This window comes from Prosthecobacter sp., assembly GCF_044226605.1.
In the GTDB taxonomy this organism is placed as follows: Bacteria; Verrucomicrobiota; Verrucomicrobiia; order Verrucomicrobiales; family Verrucomicrobiaceae; genus Prosthecobacter.
Genome location: NZ_JBGAGS010000014.1, coordinates 216,204 through 234,847, shown reverse-complemented (window position 1 = coordinate 234,847; position 18,644 = coordinate 216,204). Strand labels below are relative to the sequence as shown.

Genomic DNA, 18,644 nt, shown 5'->3' with positions numbered 1-18,644 from the left:
AAGCGCATTACAAGCGCTCAGGAAAGCAGCACAGCACTGAAGGCAAAATCGCTTGGCAGAATGCCAGAATTTAACCGGCATTCCGGGCAGGCCTCTCTAAAAAGAGTGTTTTCACACAGCCTGGACAGCCCGCCCTACATGCGCTGGGCATGCGCATGTCCAGCGGCGGGTAGGGCGGCTTGTCCTCAAGCCGCCGCCGAGTGGCTCCGCGTCCTCTTTTGCGCATACGGACTCCACATTCACGAAAAGGGAGTTGGAGGAGGAGTCTGATGAAGGGGAAGATGGCCGAGAACTCCATCGAAGGAGCATTTCGGACTGCGGTGCAGCGTTGTAATGGCGCAGCTTCATTTCCTCAAAATCACCACATCTCCCATCGCCGCCATCAGCCGCACCTCTTCCTCGCCAGGCAGGCGGATTTCCTGGGGATTGATCTCGCAGACCTTCATCTGAGGGCCGTTGTGAATCTGAAGCAGGTACTGCACGGTCGCGCCGAGATAGGTGGTGTCGATGATGTGCCCGGGAAAGCGGTTCGGAGAGTCCAGTACATTGCCAAACGTCAGCGCCTCTGGCCGGATGCTCAGCATCACCGGCTGGCCGCTGGCGGGCTGCCATGTGCCATCGGTGCGGCCACGCAGCACGCCGAAGGGCGTCTCCACATCCAGATACCCCTCACGGCTGCTCGCACGCAGCATGCGGCCCTCCACAAAATTCGTCTCGCCAATGAACTCCGCCACCATGCGTGTGGCAGGGTTCAGGTAGATCTCCGGCGGCGCGCCCACCTGCGTCAGCTTCCCGGCATCCATGATGCCCATGCGGTCCGCCATGCTCAGCGCCTCGTCGCGGTCATGCGTTACGTAGATGGCGGTCAGGCCATGCTCTTTGACGATGGAGCGAATCTCGGCGCGCATTTCCAGGCGCAGCTTCGCATCCAGATTGGACAGCGGCTCGTCCAGCAGCAGGCACTTCGGGCGGATGACCAGCGCACGCGCCAGCGCCACGCGCTGCTGCTGCCCGCCGGAGAGTTGCTGGATCTTGCGCGTGCCAAGCCCGTCCAGCTTCACCTGCTCCAGCGCTTCAGACACCCGGTGCTCGATCTCCCGTCTCGGGCGCTTCCGCTCCTCCAAGCCAAAGGCCACGTTTTGCGCCACGTTCAGGTGCGGCCACAGGGCATAGCTCTGAAACATCATTCCCGTGCCGCGTTTGTGCGCCGGCAGGCGGGTCACGTCCTCGTCATCAAACCAGATCTTCCCGGCATCCGGAGTGTAAAAGCCCGCGATGTGCCGCAGCAGCGTCGTCTTGCCGCAGCCGCTCGGCCCCAGCAAAAAGAACAGTTCACCCGCCGCGATCTGCAAATCCACGCTGCTCAGGACCACACTGCCGCTAAATCGTTTGGTGAGCTCCTGAATTGTGATGGTGACCATGCGGAATTAAGGTCCCGGTTTTACCTGAGCCACCCTCCAATGGCAAGCCCCGCAGACATTCTCATGAGAACTCAACATCTCTGTTGCAAAGCTCTCCACACCGTTCAAAATGCGCGTCCTCTCGCCAACCGGCAGCCGCCCCAAAAGGCGGCAATCGCTGGTGAGAACGTCAACCAAAGGTCGGGCTGTAGTTCAGCCTGGTAGAACGCTTGCATGGGGTGCAAGAGGTCGTGAGTTCGAATCTCGCCAGCCCGACCATTTTCCCTCTGGGGTTTCCTGGAGGGGTGGGGGTGTGGGGGTTGTTTTTGATTGCTATTTGTGCTATTTCTTCGTGTATTAGCACAGTGCGGGTAGCACAGTTTTATGGGGAAAAAGGCGAAACTTCCAACGGGGCTTTATCGGCGGGGGGAGGTGTTTTGGCTGCGGTGGACGCCGGTGCCGGAGGGGGCGCAGGTGCGGCAGTCGCTGGGGACTTCGGTGCTGGTGGAGGCTATTCAGGAGGCGGAGCGGATCAAGCGGACGGATGGGCCGGTGATGCGGGCGGAGGCAGGGGAGTGTTCGGCGGAGATCGATCGCTATGTGGCGTATGGTCTGGCGGCGGGGCTTGCGGGGGCGACGATGGAGTCGCGGAGGTATGTGCTGAAGGGGTTCGTGGAGGAGTTGGGGGCGCTGACGCCGCGGCACATTGGGGCGCTGGGGTGTGAGAGGTGGTTTGCCGCGAGGATGGAGAAGCACGCGCATACGGCGGTGAGTTATCTGAACCAGGTGCGGTGGTGGTTTGCCTGGCTGATGGAGCGTGGGGTGGTGGTGCGGGATCCGACGGCGGGGATCAAGGTGCCGAAGCTGAAGATGCGGCACCGGAAGGTGTTCTTGCTGCCGGCGGAGGCGCGGAGGTTGATCGATGAATGCCCGGAGGATGACCGGGATTTGAAGTTCGCGCTTTACTGCGGGCTGCATGCGGGGATGCGGAAACTGGAGATCATTGAGGCGCGGCCGGAGTGGTTTGATCTGGAGGCGGGGCTGATCCATGTGCAGGCAACGCCGACGTTTGAGCCGAAGGGGAGGGACAACAGGACGATTCCGATGACGGAGGAGTTCAAGGGGTGGATGCTGAAGGAGTTTCCGCCGCGGGCGCCGTTCGTGCTGCATCCGGAGGTGGGGCATGGGAAATATCGGTATCGCTACGATTTCCGGAAGGCGTTTGAGGGGCTGGTGGGGAGGTGCGGGCTGGAGTGCACGTTCCACGATCTGAGGCGGACGTTTGCGAGTCTGCTGGTGTCCAAGGGGGTCAGCATCTTCAAGGTGGCGAAATGGCTGGGGGACACGCTGAAGGTGGTGCAGGACACGTATGGGCACCTGATTCCGCAGGACGATGAGATCAATGCGAGCTGGAGCCGGTGAGGGTTTTTACCTCGAAGTGCCCGCCCAGTAGATGATGGCAAAGCCAATCAAACCCAAAACGGCAATCATGATCGTGACGTATTGAACGGTGTTTAAAGGTTCCTTGGTCAGTGGCTCTGGAGCCATATCGGCTCTGCAAACTGGGCAGAGGACACTGCTATGGGCAACTTCATTCCCGCAGTGGCCACAACTGGAATGGAGGGCATATTTGGGCTGGAAAGCGAAGGAGATGAGAATGATGATGAGCCCTGCTGGGACGCCAATGATCCAAGGAACAAAGATCATGATGGCGACGCCGATGAGAAAACAGAACGAAGCGGAGCAACCGCTGCCGCCGGTTTGAATCTTGCGGGTTACGCGGTAGGTGTAGATTTGATCCTCGGAGGCAGGCATAAGAAAATGAGATACTCTTTTGGTTCTACGCAAATGAAAAAGCCGCTCATTGAGCGGCTTTTTGTTTTGGGAAAGGTCTAGTTGGTAGCTGTCTTTATTTCTTCCGTTTGCCCTTGGGGTAGCGGGTTTCCTGTCGTGGTGGTGTGGCTGTTTGATTTTGAGATGAGTCTGGTGGTGGGGCTTCCTGAAGCAGTGTTGCATGGAGGAGGGAGCTGATTACGGGCGGCGGCGGCAGCTGCACAATGTTGGCAGGAGCCGGGGGTGATGGATGAGTCTGGGAAGCGGAGGGAAAAGTGGCAATGGCGGCACATGGTAGGTTGGAATTCTGGTCAACTCCTGAAACGGTTGTTTCTTGAGTAAGGGAAGCTTTAGGCTCTACAGCAGTTTTGAGTGCCAGATACTCTGACTGGCTGATCACGACCAAGGGCAAGCTTAGTGCACCGCGTTGTTCATAGGCGCTGAGTGAGGCCTTAAGTGAGGCGCGGGCAAGAGAGACGCCTTCAATGTGGGTCTCCTCTTCAAACTTGGCGAGTCGGGCGTCATCTGCGGCATCGAGGCGCAGTCCTAAAGTGCGTGCATTCTTTGTGCTCATGCGGAGAAATGCATCACAAAGTTAACTTTGTCATCAAAAAACGCTTGCCCATGTCGTTAACATCGTTAACAATGATAACCATGAAGCCGGACGAACCCAAACTGACAAAGGCCAAAAGATCGACTTACACAGTGCCTCCGGTGCTAGCTCCAGAGCTGGAAAAGGTGGCAGCTGAAACGGGGGTATCGCTTCAGGACCTTCTGACGCAGGGCACGGTGAGAGTCCTGAATGAGTGGAGAGCAGGCAATCTGAAACTGCTGCCTCTCGTCCCACAAGCGGCCTGAAAAATTTCTCAACCAAAAAACCAAACCACGGAGGAGAGACCATGGAAACGAACACGACGATGAATGAGAACCTTTTCCTTTGGAAGGGGCAGATTTCTGCGGAGCAGCTGCAGAAGCTGCCGCTGCCTTCAGCGGAGGATCTGGAGGTGAGCCTGGGGAAGGTGACGGTGTTTCATGTGACTGTTTCAGCGCCGGGCGGGACGCTCGCTGGTGTGGGTGACCTCCATGCCGATCTGGCTGATGGAGGTCTGAATGGCGGTGGCAATAGCCTGGCTCAAGGGCTTGGCGAGGTGCCTTTCGTCGTCGGTGGGTTCAATGGCCTTGGAGGTGTCGAACTGAACATCGAAACTGCCTTGGCCGGTGCTGATGACGGTGATGGTGAACTGGAGCATGCCGGTGAGGAAACCACAAAACCGGAGGGTGGGGCAAGGGAATAAATTTCAGAACCGGATCAACGCGCCGGGGCCGGAGAACCAACGAAACAAAAAAACCACGGAGGAGAGACCATGGAAACAATAAACACGACGACGAAGGAGAAGACGGAGAGAAGAGCGGTAGGGTCTGCGCAGGTGCTGCCAACGCGAAGCGCAGAGACAGTGACTGGGGTGGCGGCAGAGACGACGGGGCTCGCTTTGAGCCCTTCTTTGAATGATGGATACAACGGGGCGCGGGACGCGCGCCTGCTGGGCCGTGCGGCGGGACCGCTGGCGTCCGGGGTGACGCCGAAGACGGTGAAGGTGATCTGCACGGCGGACAGCCGGGCGATGCTGAAGCGCGGGGGCCATTCCCGCCCGGTGGCGGGGGTCGCCTACGTGGTGCGTGTGATGCGGGATCGCTTCGAGCGTCTGCAGCTGGCGGCTGCGTGAACCGTGACGCTCCGCTGCGGAGGCGGGGCGCTTTTTTCAATTCAACCAAGCAAACTTATGAGTCTGATAGCTATCAATACGTCGAATGAGGATCCTCGCACGCCGGTGCTGCGTGGGGTCGATGGAGCCGCCCAGAGTGAGGTGGTTTATCTGGATCCGCGTTATGTGATCGCGGTGGTGCCAGATCCGTTGGATGGTGATTCCTATGTGCGTTTTTGCGGGCATCCGCTCCCACTTCGCTGCGGGAAATGCTGCCCGATTCTGCTGGGGGACTACATCCGGGAGAGTGCTGCTGAACAGCAGGGGATGAAGGCGAGCTGAAGTGTGGAGCAGCCAACCAATCAAACATTGACGGAGATTTTTATGAGAGACCAATATTATTCGAGTGGGATCGTGCGGTGCAGGCCGCGGAGATCGAAGTGGGGACGGCCGGTGCTGATGCTGCTGGTGGCGGCGATGGTGCTTTGGCTGATGAGCGGATGCAACCAAACTGGAGTTTCAAGTTTGAAGTTTCAGGTTTCAGGTTTGCCGGCAGTAGCGGCTTATTCGCCGGAAGCGATGGTCCTGTCTCTGATTTTTGGAGTGGTGGCTTTTGTGGCGGTTTTTGCATCGCGGAAAGCCAAGAGAGTTCATGAGAGGGCGCTGGAGGAGTCGCTGAATGAGGGCGGGAAGATGGAGGAGGAGTGGTCGGAGTATAGGAAGCTATTCCCAAAGGCGGCGGAGACTGCGGAGGCTACTGCTGCACGCGGGATGCCGAGGAATCAGATGGGGCATGCGCTGAGGGCTTGTGTGGATGAGGGGCGGATGGTGGGGAAGCTGATCGCTTCGGCGCGGGGAACGATGGATGAGGGGGACCGGGATGACATGCTGCGGGTGGCTGGGGAGCGGCTGGGGGTGATGATGGAGGTGCTGAATCTGACGCGGGAGGGGCTGAAGGTGTCATGAGTGCTGACGGGTTTTCAACAGTCGTCTCGATGCTTACTCCCAAGCGCACGCCGAAGAATGCAAAGCGGGCCAGTTTGTTTCCGACGCCTCCAGTGATGAAGCAGAGCCAGGTGATTGACTGGCTTGGACGCCAGGTGTTTGAGGATGCGTGCGCGGCGGGCTGGCTGAAGTCGTGCGTGAGGAAGCCTGGGCGTGGGAAGGACACGGTGTTTTATGCTTTTGCAGATGTGAATGAGGTGGGTCTGCGGATGGCGGCGGGGGAATACCCAACGACGAAGGAGGGCGCGTGATGAGCGAGGAGATGACGATGGCTGAACCGTTGTTGACGGTGGTTGACGATGGTTCGCAAAGGACGCCGCCCAGGTGTGTGGCGCTGACTCATTTTATGGCGGGGATGGCCCAGCTTTTTTTGCTGATAGCCCGTGAGCAGCGCGAGCGCGATCGGCTGCGGATGGCAGGGGAATTTTCAACGATGACGAAGCAGGAAGGACGATGAGTGAGATGAAGAATGATGATGAAGTGGGATTTTCCATGATGCAGCCGGCGCGGCATGGCTGGGTGATGGATCTGCAGGTGGGCGCTCGGCGCGTGCATGTGCGGGTGTTTGAGTTTGAGGAGGGGCCGTTCCAGGGCGGGACGGTGGAGATGCCGGTGGCGCTGGATCTGGAAGCGGCGCGCCGCCGGTTGTCGATGGTGCTGGTGGAGGTGGAGAAGCATCTTCATCCTGCGTTTGTGGTGGACTGCGACTCTGGGAAGATTGCGCCGGAGACTGCTCCCCTCTTGCGTCGTGGGCTGAATCTTTTGTGCTATAGCAAGCACCAACTATCGAAACTGCCTGTGGCAGTTCATGAGCCTGTAAATTCCCAAACTGAAGGAGGGTCTGGCCATGAGTGAGATGAAGCCGTGGGAGATGTCTTTTAATGGCTACTTCTGGTATGATATGCCGGGGGGGGATGAGCTGGAGAAGAAGTGCACGTTTGCGCTGTATCGGCGTGGGATGGTGGAGATGGAGGAGGAGCGCCGGTGTGCGGAGATGGCGGAGGATGGCATCACGGAGATTCGGAACGATGAGACGCCGAGGAAGCGGCGGCTGGTCTCGGTGGCGCAGAGGCGCTATGGGAAGATCGGGATGCGGAAGGTGTGGACGCCCAAGGAGATCGAGGCGCGGAATGCGGAGCAGAAGGCGGCACGGGCTGATGCGCAGAAGAGGAAGACGGGTTTTTCTGCGGAGGATGAGATCTGGCTGGCAAAACTGAAACTGAGCCTGGGACAAGCGAGGGAGGTGCATTTCCGGGCTCTGCCGACTCTGGCGAAGGATGCGGAGGTGAGTTACCAACTGCTGCGCCGGACGATCAAGGGAGAGCGCGCGTTGGGTCTGGCTTCTTTGAAGCGGGTGGAGATCTCGCTGACGAAGTTTTTGGCTGGTGAACTGACGCCGCCGGAGCGGAACAAATACCGCCCGGCGGGCTACACGGTGCAGGCGCCGGAAGGGTGCATGCCGTTTTCAGCCTGGCTGGAGATGGAGGCTCCGAAGCGGAATGTGAAACCGCATTCGCTGCGGGAGTGGCTGCGTGAACATCCGGAGGATGGGCCGCCGATCGTGAAATTTAACAGCCGTCGATGGTTTGTGAAGGTGGGAACGGAGGTGGCGGCGTGAACTCAATTCGAACAATGGGAGAAAATACCATGATGAATGATGATGACCTTGATATAGCTTTGGCTCCGAAGGCTCCGGCTTCTGCTGTTTCTGCGGGGGTGTGGTCGATGGCGAACCGGCCGGAGGAGACGTTGAAGCAGGTGCCGGAGGCGGTGAGACGGATCGCGGGGAAGCTGCTGGAGGTGGCGGAGATGATGGAGAGGCCGGAGGCGGATGCGACGAAGATGGAGCTGGAGCTGAGGCTGCAGTCGATGTGGTTGAGCATCGAGGCGAACAAGTGGCAGGATGCGGTGGCGCGGAGAGCGCGGCTGCTTTTCACGCAGAGGCTGATGGAGAGGAGGGTGGCGCAGTGATGAACTCGATCGTGAAAGAGCGGCCGATTTTTTTCAGCGGTGCGGAGGTGCGTGCGATTCTGGAGGGCCGGAAGACGCAGAGGCGGCGGGTGGTGAAGCCTCAGCCGCCAGTGGGCGCGGAATATCCCAAAGTGATGACTGATGGGAAGTGGCTTTTTTCTGGCTTGGGGCATGGCTGGAAATGCCCGTATGGGATACCTGGTGATCGGCTTTGGGTGCGGGAGACGTGGAGTCATACCGGAATTGCAGTATGGACTATTGAAGATGCACGTCGGGCTTCGGGAAATGGGCGAGTGATTTACCGAGCTACGGATGCGGAGCCATGTCCTGGTTGCTGGTGGCCATCCATCCACATGCCGCGGGAGTTTTCGCGCATCGCTTTGGAAGTGGTGGAAGTGCGGGTGGAGCGGCTGCAGGAGATTTCGGTGAAGGATGCGATCGCGGAGGGGTATCCGCATGTTGGAAAGCTGGGACGTGATGTTTATCACTGGGACCCGAGGGAGACGATCTTCTGGTATCGGGAACTGTGGGAGTCGATCAATGGAACGGGCTCATGGAAGGATAATCCATGGGTGTGGGTAGTGGAATTTCAACGGGTGGGAGGTGTGGCGTGATGAATGAGCAGCATGATGTGATCGTGCATGAGGGGGCGGTGGATCTGGACCATGATGTGGTGCATGGGCTGGCGCCGGATGAGTTGATCATGCGGATGGAGGATGGGGAGGAGATGCTGCGGCCAACGATGGCGGCGGCGCGGTGTTTGCTTTCGGTGCTGATGGCGATCTCGTGGCAGACGATTTCAGTGGGGCAGGTGCGGGATCGGCTGGCGGTGCTGGTGTCTCTGCGTGCTCCAGATCTCATCATGGGGGAGCATCTGTGGAAGGGGAAGGTGCAGTGGGGGGCGGTGCGGGAGCAGATGGCGATGTGCCCGCGTGTGGAGTGGCATGAGGAGTCGGGGCGTATCCTGGTGGCGCTGCTGATCGATGGGGGCTGGAGTGAGCGGGAGGTGGGGATGCGGGCGCTGTGCATGCTGTATGCGTTTCAGCCGAATCAGAATTCGAGGCCGGTGATCGCGCGGAGCTTTGCGTGCATCGGGAGGGCGGTGGGGCTGACGGATAGGAATCCGCGGAGCGGGGTGTGCGCGGCGATGAAGCGGACGGTGGGGGAGCTGATGCTGCGGATGGAGCGGCTGACGAGGGCGCGGGGGACGGGGGAGTTCTGGTTTAACAAGCGGCGGGGGTGCAAGGAGGCGCTGAGCAGGGCGATGATGGGGAAGAGGAATCGGGCGGGGAAGGGGAAGAAAGGATGAAGGATGAAGGATGAATGATGAAGCCGGAGAAATGCAGAGATGATTTTTTTATGAGAACGGAAGCGATCAACAATATGAAAATGAAATACTACATTGCGACGAAGTTAGAGAACCACGCGAAGCATAACCTTTTAATGCACAGCCTTTCAATGCTGGGGCATGAGTGCACTTATGACTGGACAAAACATGGTCCAGTCTACAGCCACGGGTTGCTTCGTGTGCGCGAGGTGGCGACGCTTGAGACTCAAGGTGTGCTTGATGCGGACATGGTGATCGTTCTTTGGCCATCAGGAAGAGGGACGCACGTTGAACTTGGCATTGCTCTTGGAGCTGGAATTCCAGTTCATTTCATTAGTGATGTGGATGGGCATCACGAAGCGACGGCGGAAACATGTGCTTTTTACCACCACCCTTTGGTCACTCGTCACAGGACCCAGATGGACTTCCTGGAAGCTATTACCGCGTAATTATTTCAAGCATTTTCTGAGATTAAATATTATGAAAACGGACACAACAGTAACAACGGCAACGGCAACGACGATGGTGGAGGGGAAGAGGGAGAGGATTGAGATTGGGTTGCTGGAGGGGTGGGGGGTGAATCCGCGGGGTGGGGTGTTGCGGGGGATTCTGGCTTTTGCGGGGCGGCTCTTGATTGAGGGGGTGAAGGAGGATATGCATGTGTTTCGGCTGAATGGGCGGATGACGATCATACAGGGGCATCGGCGGTTTGCGGCGTTGAAGGTGATCGCTGCGGCGGAGTGGAGGCACTTTCAAATGGCATGGTTCAAAGTGAAACTGAAGCTGGATGGTGAGGAGATGGTGGTGGAGACGTTTTTGAAGCCTGAGGATTTTCAGTCGGTGTGGTGCAAGGTTTATCCGTTTGATGAGAGGGAGGCGTTTCTGCATCTGCTGACGCTTCAAAACGGGTGTGATCCGTTTGATTCGCGGGAGCTGGCGAAGGCGGCGAGGGCGGCGGTGGAGCTGGACATTGATCTGGATAAACTGCCGGGGGTGATGCATCGGACGAAGGAGACGGTGCAGTTGTATCTGGACCTGGGGAAGCTGCCGCACCGGAGTCAGGAGGCGGTGTTTAATCGGGGGATGGCGCTGGAGACGGCTGGGCAGATGCTGCGGCTGATGGAGCTGACGGACAAGGAGACGGTGGAGGAGGCGACGCTGTTGGTGATGGACAATGCGATCACGGGTGAGCCGATGAGTGCGAAGCAGGCGGAGATCTATCTGCAGAATCATTACTTCAAGCCGTTGGAGTGGCAGCGGGCGTGGGTGAAGCTGGCGAAGGATCTTCAGAAGAGGAAGCACCTGGTGAGTGATGGGTTTAGTTATATCGATTGGGCGCAGCGGAAGGAGTTTGTGATGGAGGAGTCGCTGCCGCAGACGGCGTTTGCGCTGGCGGAGGAATACATTGATTCTGATGAGCTGGTGAATCCGCGGGAGCCGATGACGTGGGGGGCGCTGGCGAAGGTGCTGGGGGTGCCGGTGTTTGTGTGTCCGGCGCCGAGGAATGTGGAGAAGTATCTGCTGCTGGTGAAGCGTGCGGCGGTGCGGGATGGGGATAGTGTGAGTGATGTGCCGGTGCTGAGGGGGAAGGGTGATAAACGCAAGAAGCTTGAGAGGGAGTTTTTGGAGGGGCAGGGGGAAGCGGGGGATGAGTTTGAAGTTTCAGGTTTAAAGTCTCAAGTTGGGGATGTGGATGGTGCGGAGGGGGAGAGTGAGGCGGAGGTTTCCGGAGCGGCATGGGAGTGCCGCGCTCCCGGCCCGGAGTTTCCGATGGAGTTTTGGCGTGGGGTGCTGGCGAGGCTGATGGGGAAGCCGGAGGCGGTGATGCAGGATGGGCTGTGGCAGTCGATGATCGGGGCTGCGTGGAGGGCGGCGAAGGCTGTGGTGCCGGCGGAGGTGTATGTGAAGCTGCTGGGGGATGTGGATCGCGATGATGCGCGGCGTGGTGGTCTGCGCGGGGTGTTTATGGCGCTGCTGGCGTGCAGCCTGGCTCATGCTGATGAGGAGGATGAGGAGGCGATGGAGGATGTGAAGCGGGTGCTGGGGATGGAGTAGCCGGAGATTTACACCGCAGAGATTGGAACGCCGCAGAGATTTTTTTTTATGAGTGAAACCATTACATCTTATCCGCTGGTATGGCCGCGTGAATACAAGAGGTGTGCGAGTCCGCAGGATTCCAAGTTTGGGAAAGGCGTGCACCGTCGGCCTTCTGTGGCTGATGGTATTGCGCGAGTGCGTGAGCAGCTGGAGGCCTTTAACTCCAGGTGGACAACTCGGGTGAAGGATCTGGTGATTTCCACCAACATGCCTTTGCGTCTGGATGGCTGGCCGCGAAGTGATCGCAATGAGCCGCTAGACAGTGGGGTGGCAGTTTACTTCACGCTGGACAAGAAGAAGACGGTGCTGTGTTGCGATAAATGGCTGCGGGTGGGTGAGAATCTGGCGGCGATTGCTGCGACTCTGGAAGCGATGCGTGGTCTGGAGCGCTGGGGAGTGTCTGAAAGTGAGCGTGCTTTCACGGGTTTTGCAGCGTTACCGGCTCCCGGCCAAGTGATGGCGAGGACATGCTGGGAAGTTTTGGGCATCTCGGCAGTGAAGAGCAAAGGTGCTGTAGATAATGCTTGGAGGGCGCGCGCGAAAGTGTGTCATCCGGATGTTCCTGGAGGGAGTCATGATGCGATGACGGAGCTCAATACGGCGCGTGATCAGGCTTTGCTGACGGCAACGGAAGCATGAACAGCGAAGAAAACCGAGAACTAAAAACTTTAGAGCATGACTGACTGGGAGGACATTAAACGGGAGGTGATTGAGAGGGTGCCGATGAGGCGGGTGGTGGAGTGGTGTGGGATCGCGATGAGGAAGTCGGGGGCTTCGTCGTGGGTGTGTGTGTGTCCGTTTCATGCGGAGGGGACGCCTTCGTTTACGATTGGGGGGAGGAAGGGGATGGAGCATCGGGGGCATTGCTTTGGGTGTGGGTGGAGCGGGGATGTGTTTCAGTTTTGGCAGGAGCATCGTGGGGTGGATTTTAAGGTGGCGTTGAGGGATTTGGCTTCGCTGGCGGGGGTGCATTTCCCGGAGGCGGTGGAGTGGACGAGGCCGGAGGTGCGGAGGGTGCGTGCTCCGGAAAGGGGGCTTGTGTGTCCAGAGTATGTGGTGAAACCGTCATTGCCGCCATTGCGGCATATGCGGCGGGAGGAGTGTGCGGTGCTGGGGAAGGCGCGGGGGATCGATCCGGAGGCGGTGTGGGTGGCTGCAAGGGTGTTTAAGCGGGTGGCGTTTTCGATGTGGCCGATGTGGGAGGGGGATCGCGATGGGGTGTGGCGTGAGCGGACGGCGCGGAAGCCGGAGTCGGTGGCGTGCTGGCCTTCGTGGTGTGCGGTGGATGAGACGCGGAGCGGGGCGGAGTTTCGGAGGCTGGACAATGGGATGTATCCGAAGATGGATGGCGGGGAGATCAAGGCCTGGGGGATGAGGGGGAAGAACTGGCCGCTGGGGGCGGCGAGTCTGAATGGAAGAAAGCGGGTGCTGCTGGTGGAGGGTGGGCCGGATATGCTGGCGGCTTATGATCTCATCATGCGGTTTGGGATGCTGGAGAGTGTGGGGGTGGTGTGCATGCTGGGGGCGGGGAATCGGATCCGGGAGGAGGCGCTTTCGTTTTTTGCGGGGTGCCGGGTGCGGATCATGGTGGATGCGGATGCGCTGAAGGATGATGCGAATGCGGGGAGGCGGAAGGTGCCGGGGATGGAGGCGGCGCTGCGGTGGCAGGGTCAGCTGCAGGAGGCGGGGGCGGCGGTGGAGCCTTTTTGCGTGGGGCCGATCTATGATAAGGAGGATCTGAAGGCGTGGTATCGAGGGGAGTTGTCTGCCGATGAGGTGGGGATCGTGGAGGAGGGGTTGAAGGATCGGGAGGGGAAGGGGATCAAGGATGTGAATGATCTGATCCGATGTCCGGGGCTGCTGGAGCTGGAGGAGGTGAGGGCGGCGGTGAGGGCGTGGGATTTTTGAGATGGGAATGACTGAGAACTGAGAACTGAAAACTTTGAACCAATAGAAAAATTTTATGGCTGAGAACTCGAAGATTGAATGGACGGATCACACGTTTAATCCGTGGAGGGGCTGCACGAAGGTGTCGCCTGGGTGTGCGCATTGCTACGCGGAGACGCTGAGTAAACGGAATCCGAAGGTGTTGGGTGAATGGGGGCCGGGGAGGCCGCGGGTGCTGGCGTCTGAGGAGATGTGGAGGACGCCGCTGAAGTGGAACCGAGAGGCTGGAGTGCGTATGAACAATGCCGCTGTGATTCGCGGAAATGGCATTTCGTCGAATCGACTCGATGAACCTGAGAGGAGGCCGCGCGTGTTTTGTGCTTCGCTGGCGGACTGGCTGGATGAGGAGGTGCCGGTGAAGTGGTTGGCGAGGTTGTTGGGGCTGATCTATGAGACGCCGAATCTGGACTGGCTGCTGCTGACGAAGAGGCCGCAGAATTGGGAGGAGAGGCATGAACTCGCCACGAGTTATTTGATGCAGACTTCATCTGCCGCTGATTCGTGGGCTGTCGATTGGATGAATGGATATGCTCCGGAGAATGTGTGGATGGGGACGACGGTGGAGGATCAGGTGCGGGCGGATGAGCGGGTGCCTGAGTTGCTGAAGATTCCTGCGAGGGTGAGGTTTTTGAGTTGTGAGCCGTTGCTGGGGCCGGTGGATTTTGTGAAGGCGGGTGCGTTTTGGTCGGATTTGAATGGCGTGGTGAAGCCGGAATATCAGCAGACTCGAACGCACATTAACTGGGTGATCTGCGGCGGGGAGTCGGGGCCGAAGGCGAGGCCGATGCATCCGGACTGGGCGCGGGGGCTGCGGGATCAGTGCGCGGCGGCGGGGGTGCCGTTTTTGTTTAAGCAGTGGGGGGAGTGGGTGTATCCGCAGTATGCGGACCCCAGTGCTTCGTTTGATGATTTTCCGAAGGCGGCGCGTGGTCAGGTGTGGACGAGCACGGGCCCCGATTCACGAAAGGGCTATGACCTTCTGCGCCTGGGGAAGAAAGCGGCTGGCCGGCTTTTGGATGGTCGGGAGTGGAGTGAGTTCCCGAAGGTGAGGGGCTGAGGATATTTTTCAAACTTTGGAGACTGATCATTTTATGAAGAACAACGACTATGAGGCATTCATTGCGGCGAAGTTTCGCGTGCAAAGGGAGTGTGGATTTGAGCCGTATGAGATCGATGCGCCGCTGTTTGAGTGGCAGAAGATGATTGTGCGCTGGGCGATCAAGCAAGGCAGGGCGGCATTGTTTGAGGAGTGCGGTCTGGGCAAGACTCTGCAGCAGATCGAATGGGCGCGGCAGGTGAGCCTGCATACTTCGGGGGCGGTGCTGATTCTGTGCCCGCTGGCGGTGGCGGAGCAGACGGTGAACGAGGGAGAGAAGTTTGGCATCGAGATCAAGCATGTTCGGCAACCGGAGGAGATTGTGAAGGGGGTGAACATCACGAACTATGAGCGGCTGCATTTGTTTGATGAGGTGGCGTTCGCTGGGGTGGTGCTGGATGAGTCGAGCATTCTGAAGTCTTTCAATGGGAAGACGCGGCAGCAGTTGACGCAGCGGTTTACGGAGGTGGCTTTCCGGCTGTGCTGCACGGCGACGCCTTCGCCGAATGATTTTACGGAGCTGGGGCAGCATGCGGATTTCCTGGGCATCTGCTCTCCGGCGGAGATGCTGGCGACTTACTTTATCAATGATACTTTTGATACGGGGACGTGGAGACTGAAGGGGCACTCGCAGGAGACGTTTTGGCGGTGGGTGTCTTCATGGGCGGCGTGTGTTTCGAAGCCTTCGGACATTGGATTTGATGATGCGGGGTATGTGCTGCCGCCTTTGCACACGGAGGTGGTGACGGTGGCGGTGGATCATCGGGCGAAGGGTGGAGAGGAGCTTTTCCACCTGCCGAATACTTCGGCGACGAATCTTCACAGTGAGATGCGGCGGACGATGAAGGAGCGGGTGGAGGCGGCGGCGAAGATTGTGAATGGGACGGCGGAGCAGTTCATCGTGTGGACGGAGAGCAATGAGGAAAGCAATGAGCTGGCGCTGGCGATTCCGGATGCGGTGGAGGTGACGGGATCTGACAAGCCGGAGCACAAGGAAAAGAAGATGCGGCTTTTTGCGAGCGGTGAGGCGCGGGTGATTGTGACGAAGCCGAGCATCGCGGGTTTTGGGCTGAACTGGCAGCACTGCCGGAATGATATTTATGTGGGCATGACTCATTCGTTTGAGCGCTTTTACCAGGCGGGGAAGCGCATTCATCGCTTTGGGCAAACGCGGCCGGTGAACCGTTATATTGTGCAGGCGGACACGGAGAATGGCGTGATGACGGCGATCATGCGCAAGCAGGAGCAGCACGATACGATGCGTGAGCTGATGCGGTTCACGCGGGAAACTTTGGCAGGAAAATCAACCATTTCGATTATGAACTCAGGCATTCAAACAAAGGCGGAAAAGAACTGGACGATGCACCATGGCGACTGTGTGCGTGTGGCGCGAACGATGCAGAGCGAGAGTGTGGGATTTTCTGTTTTCTCGCCGCCGTTTGCGGATCTGTTTACTTACAGCTCGGACATTCAGGACATGGGCAACTGCGCGAGCATGGAGTCATTCATGAAGCAGTTTGAATTCCTGGTGGATGAGCTGATGAGGATCATGATGCCGGGGCGGGAGTGCGCGGTGCATTGCTGTGATCTGCTGGCAACGAAGTGGAAGGACGGGGACATCGAGTTTAAAGATTTCTCGGGAACGATTGCGCGATGCTTTCGTGAGCGCGGATGGCTGTTGCATTCGCGGGTTTGCATCTGGAAGGATCCGGTGACGGAGATGCAGAGAACGAAGGCGCATGGTCTGCTTTACAAGACGCTGCGGACGGACAGCAGCAAGAGCCGGGTTGGGAGTGCGGATTATCTGCTGGTGTTTCGGAAGCCGGGGGAGAATCCGAAGCCGATCACTCACACGGTGGAGACATTGCCGCTGGATCGCTGGCAGGAACTGGCATCGCCGGTCTGGATGACGGTGGATCAGGGGAAAGTCTTGAACGGGAAGATCGCGACGGAGGATAAGGATGAGAGGCACATCTGCCCGCTGCAGCTGGATGTGATCGAGCGGGCGCTGACGCTTTGGAGTGCGCCTGATGATGTGGTTTTCTCGCCGTTTGCCGGCATTGGCAGCGAGGGGTATTGCGCGCTGCAAATGGGCAGACGCTTTATCGGTGTGGAGCTGAAGGAGAGCTACTTCAAGGCGGCGTGCTGCAACTTGGAGAATGCGACGCAGCAGCCGGTGCTGTTTTGATATGAATCGTGAGGGGAGAGAAACAACCAACCGTTTTATTTTGTGGCTGAGAAGAAAACCAAAGGGGAGAAGAAAGCACCAAAGAATCCGCGCCGTGGGAAGATGGTGGCGGATGGGGAGGGGAAGGCGGTGTTTGAGAGTGGGGCTTCGGCGGCGGCGCCGAAGTTTTTTGATGCTGCGGCGGTGTGTGAGGAGCTGAGGCTGTGGTGGTATCCGGAGCATGGGGATGCGTTTGTGCGTCAGGGGCCGGATGGGCGATGGGCGCAGTGGACGAAGGATGCGGTGGTGGATGCGATGCGGGCGCTGCCGGGGCGGATGATCGCGATCAAGGCGCGGGAGAGTGAGATGCTTTCGGAGAGCAAGATGGTCTTAATGCATGCGCGGGAGCATCGTGCGCTGGATGCGGTGCTGCCGTCGCTGCCGGGCTACAAGAGCCGGATTCATACGCTGGACTCGGGGGAGAAGGTGGTGGTGAAGCATGAGCCGGTGCTGGTGGCGCCGGTGGAGCGGCCGTGGGAGAATGTGAAGCGGCTGATCGATGGTCTGCTGGACAGACGTGAGGAGGGTGGGGTGGATCAGGCGATTTATTTCCATGCGTGGTGCCAGGTGGCGGCGCGGGCGATTCGTGAGGGTGAGCCGGGGCACTGGAGGGCGGGGCATGCGCTGATTTTGACGGGGCCGGCGGGTTGCGGGAAGAATCGGCTGCAGGAGCAGATCATCACGCCGCTGCTGGGTGGCTATGGGAGGTTTGCGGACCCGGCGAAGTTTTTGTTTGAGAGTGATGAGTTCAATGGGGATGTGTTTGCGGCGGAGCATCTGATGCTGAGTGAGATCCCGCTGCCGAGTCAGCGGACGATGGACCGGACGAGCCTGGCGGAGAAGATCAAGCAGGTGGTGGCGAATCCGGCGCAGCGGATGCGTTTGATGAGGACGGAGCCGTGCTCGGTGAGTCCGTTTTGGCGACTGACGATTTCTGTGAATGATGATAAGGATAAGCTGCGCTCGCTGCCGCTGATCACGGGTGATTTTGGTGATAAGGTGCTGATTTTTCACTGCAAGAAGACGGTGCTGCCGATCATCGAGCGGGATTCGATCGAGAGTCAGAAGCGGTTTCGTGAGGTGATGGCGGAGGAGCTGCCGGGGTATCTGTGGTGGCTGCTGAATGAGTTCACGATTCCGGAGGAGATGCTGGTGTATGGGGATGGGCGGAGTGCGACGCGCTTTGGCTTCCGGGAGTATCATGCGCCGGTGATCAAGGAGGGGCTGTTTGATGATACGCCGCATGCGGAGATGCTGCGGCTGATCGATATGGCGGTGTTTACGCGGAAGGGCTGGGGCGAGTTTGGGGGTGAGGAGCCGATGGGGCTGCCGCTGTGGGATCTGCCTGGGGATAAGGAGCCGCTGGATGTGCGGACGGGTGAGAGGCTGCGGATGTGGTGGGGGAGGGCGGAGACGCTGCAGATGCTGCTGTGTAATGAGGACAAGGACTGGATGTGCTCGGTGGCGACGATGGCGAAGAAGCTTTTTCAGCATTCGAGCAAGTGTGGTGTGCTGCTGGGGAGGCTGTATGATGATGAGGTGGTGAGGAGCACGCGGATTGACAGGAAGAATACGACGCACTGGAAGGGATGGCTGATCGCGCCTCCAGGGGTGTGAGGTGATGGGGTGCGCGCTGCACGATTCGGCGCGGATGGGAAATGCGGCTTGTGACGGGTGCTGACGCACTTGGAAGCGTCACTCCGTCATTGTGGAACGCCTAATCTTCAAGCGTGGAACGTGGGCGTGACGGACTGTCGGCTTTCTGGAGGGGCTTGGCATGCACAACAAGCGGCGTTTCGTGATGTGGTGGAGCGTGGGGTGGAATGTGGGGTGATATGGAGATGAGGATGGGAAGTTAGCTGAAAGGGTAGTCAGTCCGTCAGGAGGGTGTTCTACGGTTGAGTTGGGCGTGTTCCACGATGACGGGGATGCCGTCATGGTGGGGAGTTGGGTGGCATGGCGCGGGCGTGAGCGCGAATGTGGGATAGAGGGTGGCGCGGGGCGGTATTCGCAGGCGAGAGGCTCAATTATGGGTCTC

The 18,644-nt window shown here is 58.9% G+C and carries 22 protein-coding genes and 1 tRNA gene; 19 read left to right on the top strand and 4 right to left on the bottom strand.

All coding sequences use genetic code 11. The features are described 5' to 3' along the window. Positions 1-344: 344 nt before the first annotated feature. Positions 345-1,421, bottom strand: coding sequence for an ABC transporter ATP-binding protein (locus tag ACILSO_RS20600; RefSeq protein WP_395739333.1), 1,077 nt, complete (start codon positions 1,419-1,421; stop codon positions 345-347). Between the two features lie 181 nt (positions 1,422-1,602). On the opposite strand from ACILSO_RS20600, the gene ACILSO_RS20595 reads away from it, so the two are divergent. Beyond that, positions 1,603-1,679, top strand: a tRNA-Pro gene (locus ACILSO_RS20595). Positions 1,680-1,784: 105 nt separating this feature from the next. Next, entirely contained in the window at positions 1,785-2,822 is a 1,038-nt protein-coding gene (locus ACILSO_RS20590) for a tyrosine-type recombinase/integrase (RefSeq protein WP_395739332.1), read from the top strand. Positions 2,823-2,828: 6 nt separating this feature from the next. On the opposite strand, the gene ACILSO_RS20585 is transcribed toward ACILSO_RS20590, so the two are convergent. From ACILSO_RS20585 to ACILSO_RS20575, 3 genes are all read right to left on the bottom strand, one after another. Then, on the bottom strand, positions 2,829-3,215 hold the full coding sequence (locus tag ACILSO_RS20585) for a hypothetical protein (protein WP_395739331.1): 387 nt from the start codon (positions 3,213-3,215) through the stop codon (positions 2,829-2,831). Positions 3,216-3,309: 94 nt separating this feature from the next. Continuing rightward, positions 3,310-3,807: a hypothetical protein gene (locus ACILSO_RS20580; protein ID WP_395739330.1), complete on the bottom strand. Its 498-nt coding sequence runs from the start codon at positions 3,805-3,807 to the stop codon at positions 3,310-3,312. A 469-nt stretch (positions 3,808-4,276) separates the two neighbouring features. Continuing rightward, positions 4,277-4,483, bottom strand: coding sequence for a hypothetical protein (locus ACILSO_RS20575; RefSeq protein WP_395739329.1), 207 nt, complete (start codon positions 4,481-4,483; stop codon positions 4,277-4,279). Positions 4,484-4,597: 114 nt separating this feature from the next. Between ACILSO_RS20575 and ACILSO_RS20570 the strand changes: the two genes are divergently transcribed. From ACILSO_RS20570 to ACILSO_RS20490, 17 genes are all read left to right on the top strand, one after another. Continuing rightward, positions 4,598-4,957 carry a hypothetical protein gene (locus ACILSO_RS20570; RefSeq protein ID WP_395739328.1) on the top strand — a complete coding sequence of 120 codons (360 nt, stop codon included), beginning with the start codon at positions 4,598-4,600 and terminating at the stop codon, positions 4,955-4,957. 57 nt (positions 4,958-5,014) lie between these two features. Then, on the top strand, positions 5,015-5,278 hold the full coding sequence (locus ACILSO_RS20565; RefSeq protein ID WP_395739327.1) for a hypothetical protein: 264 nt from the start codon (positions 5,015-5,017) through the stop codon (positions 5,276-5,278). A gap of 183 nt (positions 5,279-5,461) precedes the next feature. Continuing rightward, a complete protein-coding gene (locus ACILSO_RS20560) occupies positions 5,462-5,902 on the top strand; it encodes a hypothetical protein (protein ID WP_395739326.1) in 441 nt (146 codons plus the stop codon). Positions 5,903-5,931: 29 nt separating this feature from the next. Beyond that, positions 5,932-6,192 carry a hypothetical protein gene (locus ACILSO_RS20555; RefSeq protein WP_395739325.1) on the top strand — a complete coding sequence of 87 codons (261 nt, stop codon included), beginning with the start codon at positions 5,932-5,934 and terminating at the stop codon, positions 6,190-6,192. Then, on the top strand, positions 6,192-6,398 hold the full coding sequence (locus ACILSO_RS20550; RefSeq protein ID WP_395739324.1) for a hypothetical protein: 207 nt from the start codon (positions 6,192-6,194) through the stop codon (positions 6,396-6,398). The genes ACILSO_RS20555 and ACILSO_RS20550 overlap by 1 nt, the downstream gene beginning before the upstream one ends. 5 nt (positions 6,399-6,403) lie before the next feature. Continuing rightward, complete coding sequence (locus ACILSO_RS20545; RefSeq protein ID WP_395739323.1) at positions 6,404-6,796, top strand: hypothetical protein; 393 nt, start codon at positions 6,404-6,406, stop codon at positions 6,794-6,796. Further along, positions 6,789-7,559, top strand: a complete 771-nt coding sequence (locus ACILSO_RS20540; protein WP_395739322.1) for a hypothetical protein — start codon at positions 6,789-6,791, stop codon at positions 7,557-7,559. Before ACILSO_RS20545 ends, ACILSO_RS20540 begins: the two co-directional genes overlap by 8 nt. A 29-nt stretch (positions 7,560-7,588) precedes the next feature. Continuing rightward, entirely contained in the window at positions 7,589-7,912 is a 324-nt protein-coding gene (locus ACILSO_RS20535; protein ID WP_395739321.1) for a hypothetical protein, read from the top strand. An 11-nt stretch (positions 7,913-7,923) separates the two neighbouring features. Continuing rightward, complete coding sequence (locus ACILSO_RS20530; protein WP_395739338.1) at positions 7,924-8,526, top strand: hypothetical protein; 603 nt, start codon at positions 7,924-7,926, stop codon at positions 8,524-8,526. Then, positions 8,526-9,221: a hypothetical protein gene (locus ACILSO_RS20525; RefSeq protein WP_395739320.1), complete on the top strand. Its 696-nt coding sequence runs from the start codon at positions 8,526-8,528 to the stop codon at positions 9,219-9,221. The genes ACILSO_RS20530 and ACILSO_RS20525 overlap by 1 nt, the downstream gene beginning before the upstream one ends. A gap of 14 nt (positions 9,222-9,235) precedes the next feature. Beyond that, positions 9,236-9,688 carry a hypothetical protein gene (locus ACILSO_RS20520; RefSeq protein WP_395739319.1) on the top strand — a complete coding sequence of 151 codons (453 nt, stop codon included), beginning with the start codon at positions 9,236-9,238 and terminating at the stop codon, positions 9,686-9,688. A gap of 232 nt (positions 9,689-9,920) precedes the next feature. Continuing rightward, complete coding sequence (locus ACILSO_RS20515) at positions 9,921-11,294, top strand: hypothetical protein (RefSeq protein ID WP_395739318.1); 1,374 nt, start codon at positions 9,921-9,923, stop codon at positions 11,292-11,294. Between the two features lie 48 nt (positions 11,295-11,342). Further along, on the top strand, positions 11,343-11,975 hold the full coding sequence (locus ACILSO_RS20510) for a J domain-containing protein (protein WP_395739317.1): 633 nt from the start codon (positions 11,343-11,345) through the stop codon (positions 11,973-11,975). 36 nt (positions 11,976-12,011) lie between these two features. Next, a complete protein-coding gene (locus tag ACILSO_RS20505; protein ID WP_395739316.1) occupies positions 12,012-13,244 on the top strand; it encodes a CHC2 zinc finger domain-containing protein in 1,233 nt (410 codons plus the stop codon). A 55-nt stretch (positions 13,245-13,299) separates the two neighbouring features. Next, positions 13,300-14,340 carry a phage Gp37/Gp68 family protein gene (locus ACILSO_RS20500; protein ID WP_395739315.1) on the top strand — a complete coding sequence of 347 codons (1,041 nt, stop codon included), beginning with the start codon at positions 13,300-13,302 and terminating at the stop codon, positions 14,338-14,340. A gap of 34 nt (positions 14,341-14,374) precedes the next feature. Further along, positions 14,375-16,567 (top strand): DNA methyltransferase, encoded by a 2,193-nt coding sequence (locus ACILSO_RS20495; RefSeq protein ID WP_395739314.1) that lies wholly within the window; start codon positions 14,375-14,377, stop codon positions 16,565-16,567. Between the two features lie 42 nt (positions 16,568-16,609). Next, positions 16,610-18,223, top strand: a complete 1,614-nt coding sequence (locus ACILSO_RS20490; protein WP_395739313.1) for a hypothetical protein — start codon at positions 16,610-16,612, stop codon at positions 18,221-18,223. The last annotated feature ends 421 nt before the right edge of the window (positions 18,224-18,644 follow it).

Excerpts from the sequence above, each read along its gene's own strand:
- ACILSO_RS20600 (WP_395739333.1), bottom strand. The coding sequence starts at position 1,421 with ATGGTCACCATCACAATTCAGGAGCTCACCAAACGATTTAGCGGCAGT.
- ACILSO_RS20590 (WP_395739332.1), top strand. The coding sequence starts at position 1,785 with ATGGGGAAAAAGGCGAAACTTCCAACGGGGCTTTATCGGCGGGGGGAG.
- ACILSO_RS20585 (WP_395739331.1), bottom strand. The coding sequence starts at position 3,215 with ATGCCTGCCTCCGAGGATCAAATCTACACCTACCGCGTAACCCGCAAG.
- ACILSO_RS20580 (WP_395739330.1), bottom strand. The coding sequence starts at position 3,807 with ATGAGCACAAAGAATGCACGCACTTTAGGACTGCGCCTCGATGCCGCA.
- ACILSO_RS20575 (WP_395739329.1), bottom strand. The coding sequence starts at position 4,483 with ATGCTCCAGTTCACCATCACCGTCATCAGCACCGGCCAAGGCAGTTTC.
- ACILSO_RS20570 (WP_395739328.1), top strand. The coding sequence starts at position 4,598 with ATGGAAACAATAAACACGACGACGAAGGAGAAGACGGAGAGAAGAGCG.
- ACILSO_RS20565 (WP_395739327.1), top strand. The coding sequence starts at position 5,015 with ATGAGTCTGATAGCTATCAATACGTCGAATGAGGATCCTCGCACGCCG.
- ACILSO_RS20555 (WP_395739325.1), top strand. The coding sequence starts at position 5,932 with ATGCTTACTCCCAAGCGCACGCCGAAGAATGCAAAGCGGGCCAGTTTG.
- ACILSO_RS20550 (WP_395739324.1), top strand. The coding sequence starts at position 6,192 with ATGAGCGAGGAGATGACGATGGCTGAACCGTTGTTGACGGTGGTTGAC.
- ACILSO_RS20545 (WP_395739323.1), top strand. The coding sequence starts at position 6,404 with ATGAAGAATGATGATGAAGTGGGATTTTCCATGATGCAGCCGGCGCGG.
- ACILSO_RS20540 (WP_395739322.1), top strand. The coding sequence starts at position 6,789 with ATGAGTGAGATGAAGCCGTGGGAGATGTCTTTTAATGGCTACTTCTGG.
- ACILSO_RS20535 (WP_395739321.1), top strand. The coding sequence starts at position 7,589 with ATGATGAATGATGATGACCTTGATATAGCTTTGGCTCCGAAGGCTCCG.
- ACILSO_RS20525 (WP_395739320.1), top strand. The coding sequence starts at position 8,526 with ATGAATGAGCAGCATGATGTGATCGTGCATGAGGGGGCGGTGGATCTG.
- ACILSO_RS20520 (WP_395739319.1), top strand. The coding sequence starts at position 9,236 with ATGATGAAGCCGGAGAAATGCAGAGATGATTTTTTTATGAGAACGGAA.
- ACILSO_RS20515 (WP_395739318.1), top strand. The coding sequence starts at position 9,921 with ATGACGATCATACAGGGGCATCGGCGGTTTGCGGCGTTGAAGGTGATC.
- ACILSO_RS20510 (WP_395739317.1), top strand. The coding sequence starts at position 11,343 with ATGAGTGAAACCATTACATCTTATCCGCTGGTATGGCCGCGTGAATAC.
- ACILSO_RS20505 (WP_395739316.1), top strand. The coding sequence starts at position 12,012 with ATGACTGACTGGGAGGACATTAAACGGGAGGTGATTGAGAGGGTGCCG.
- ACILSO_RS20500 (WP_395739315.1), top strand. The coding sequence starts at position 13,300 with ATGGCTGAGAACTCGAAGATTGAATGGACGGATCACACGTTTAATCCG.
- ACILSO_RS20495 (WP_395739314.1), top strand. The coding sequence starts at position 14,375 with ATGAAGAACAACGACTATGAGGCATTCATTGCGGCGAAGTTTCGCGTG.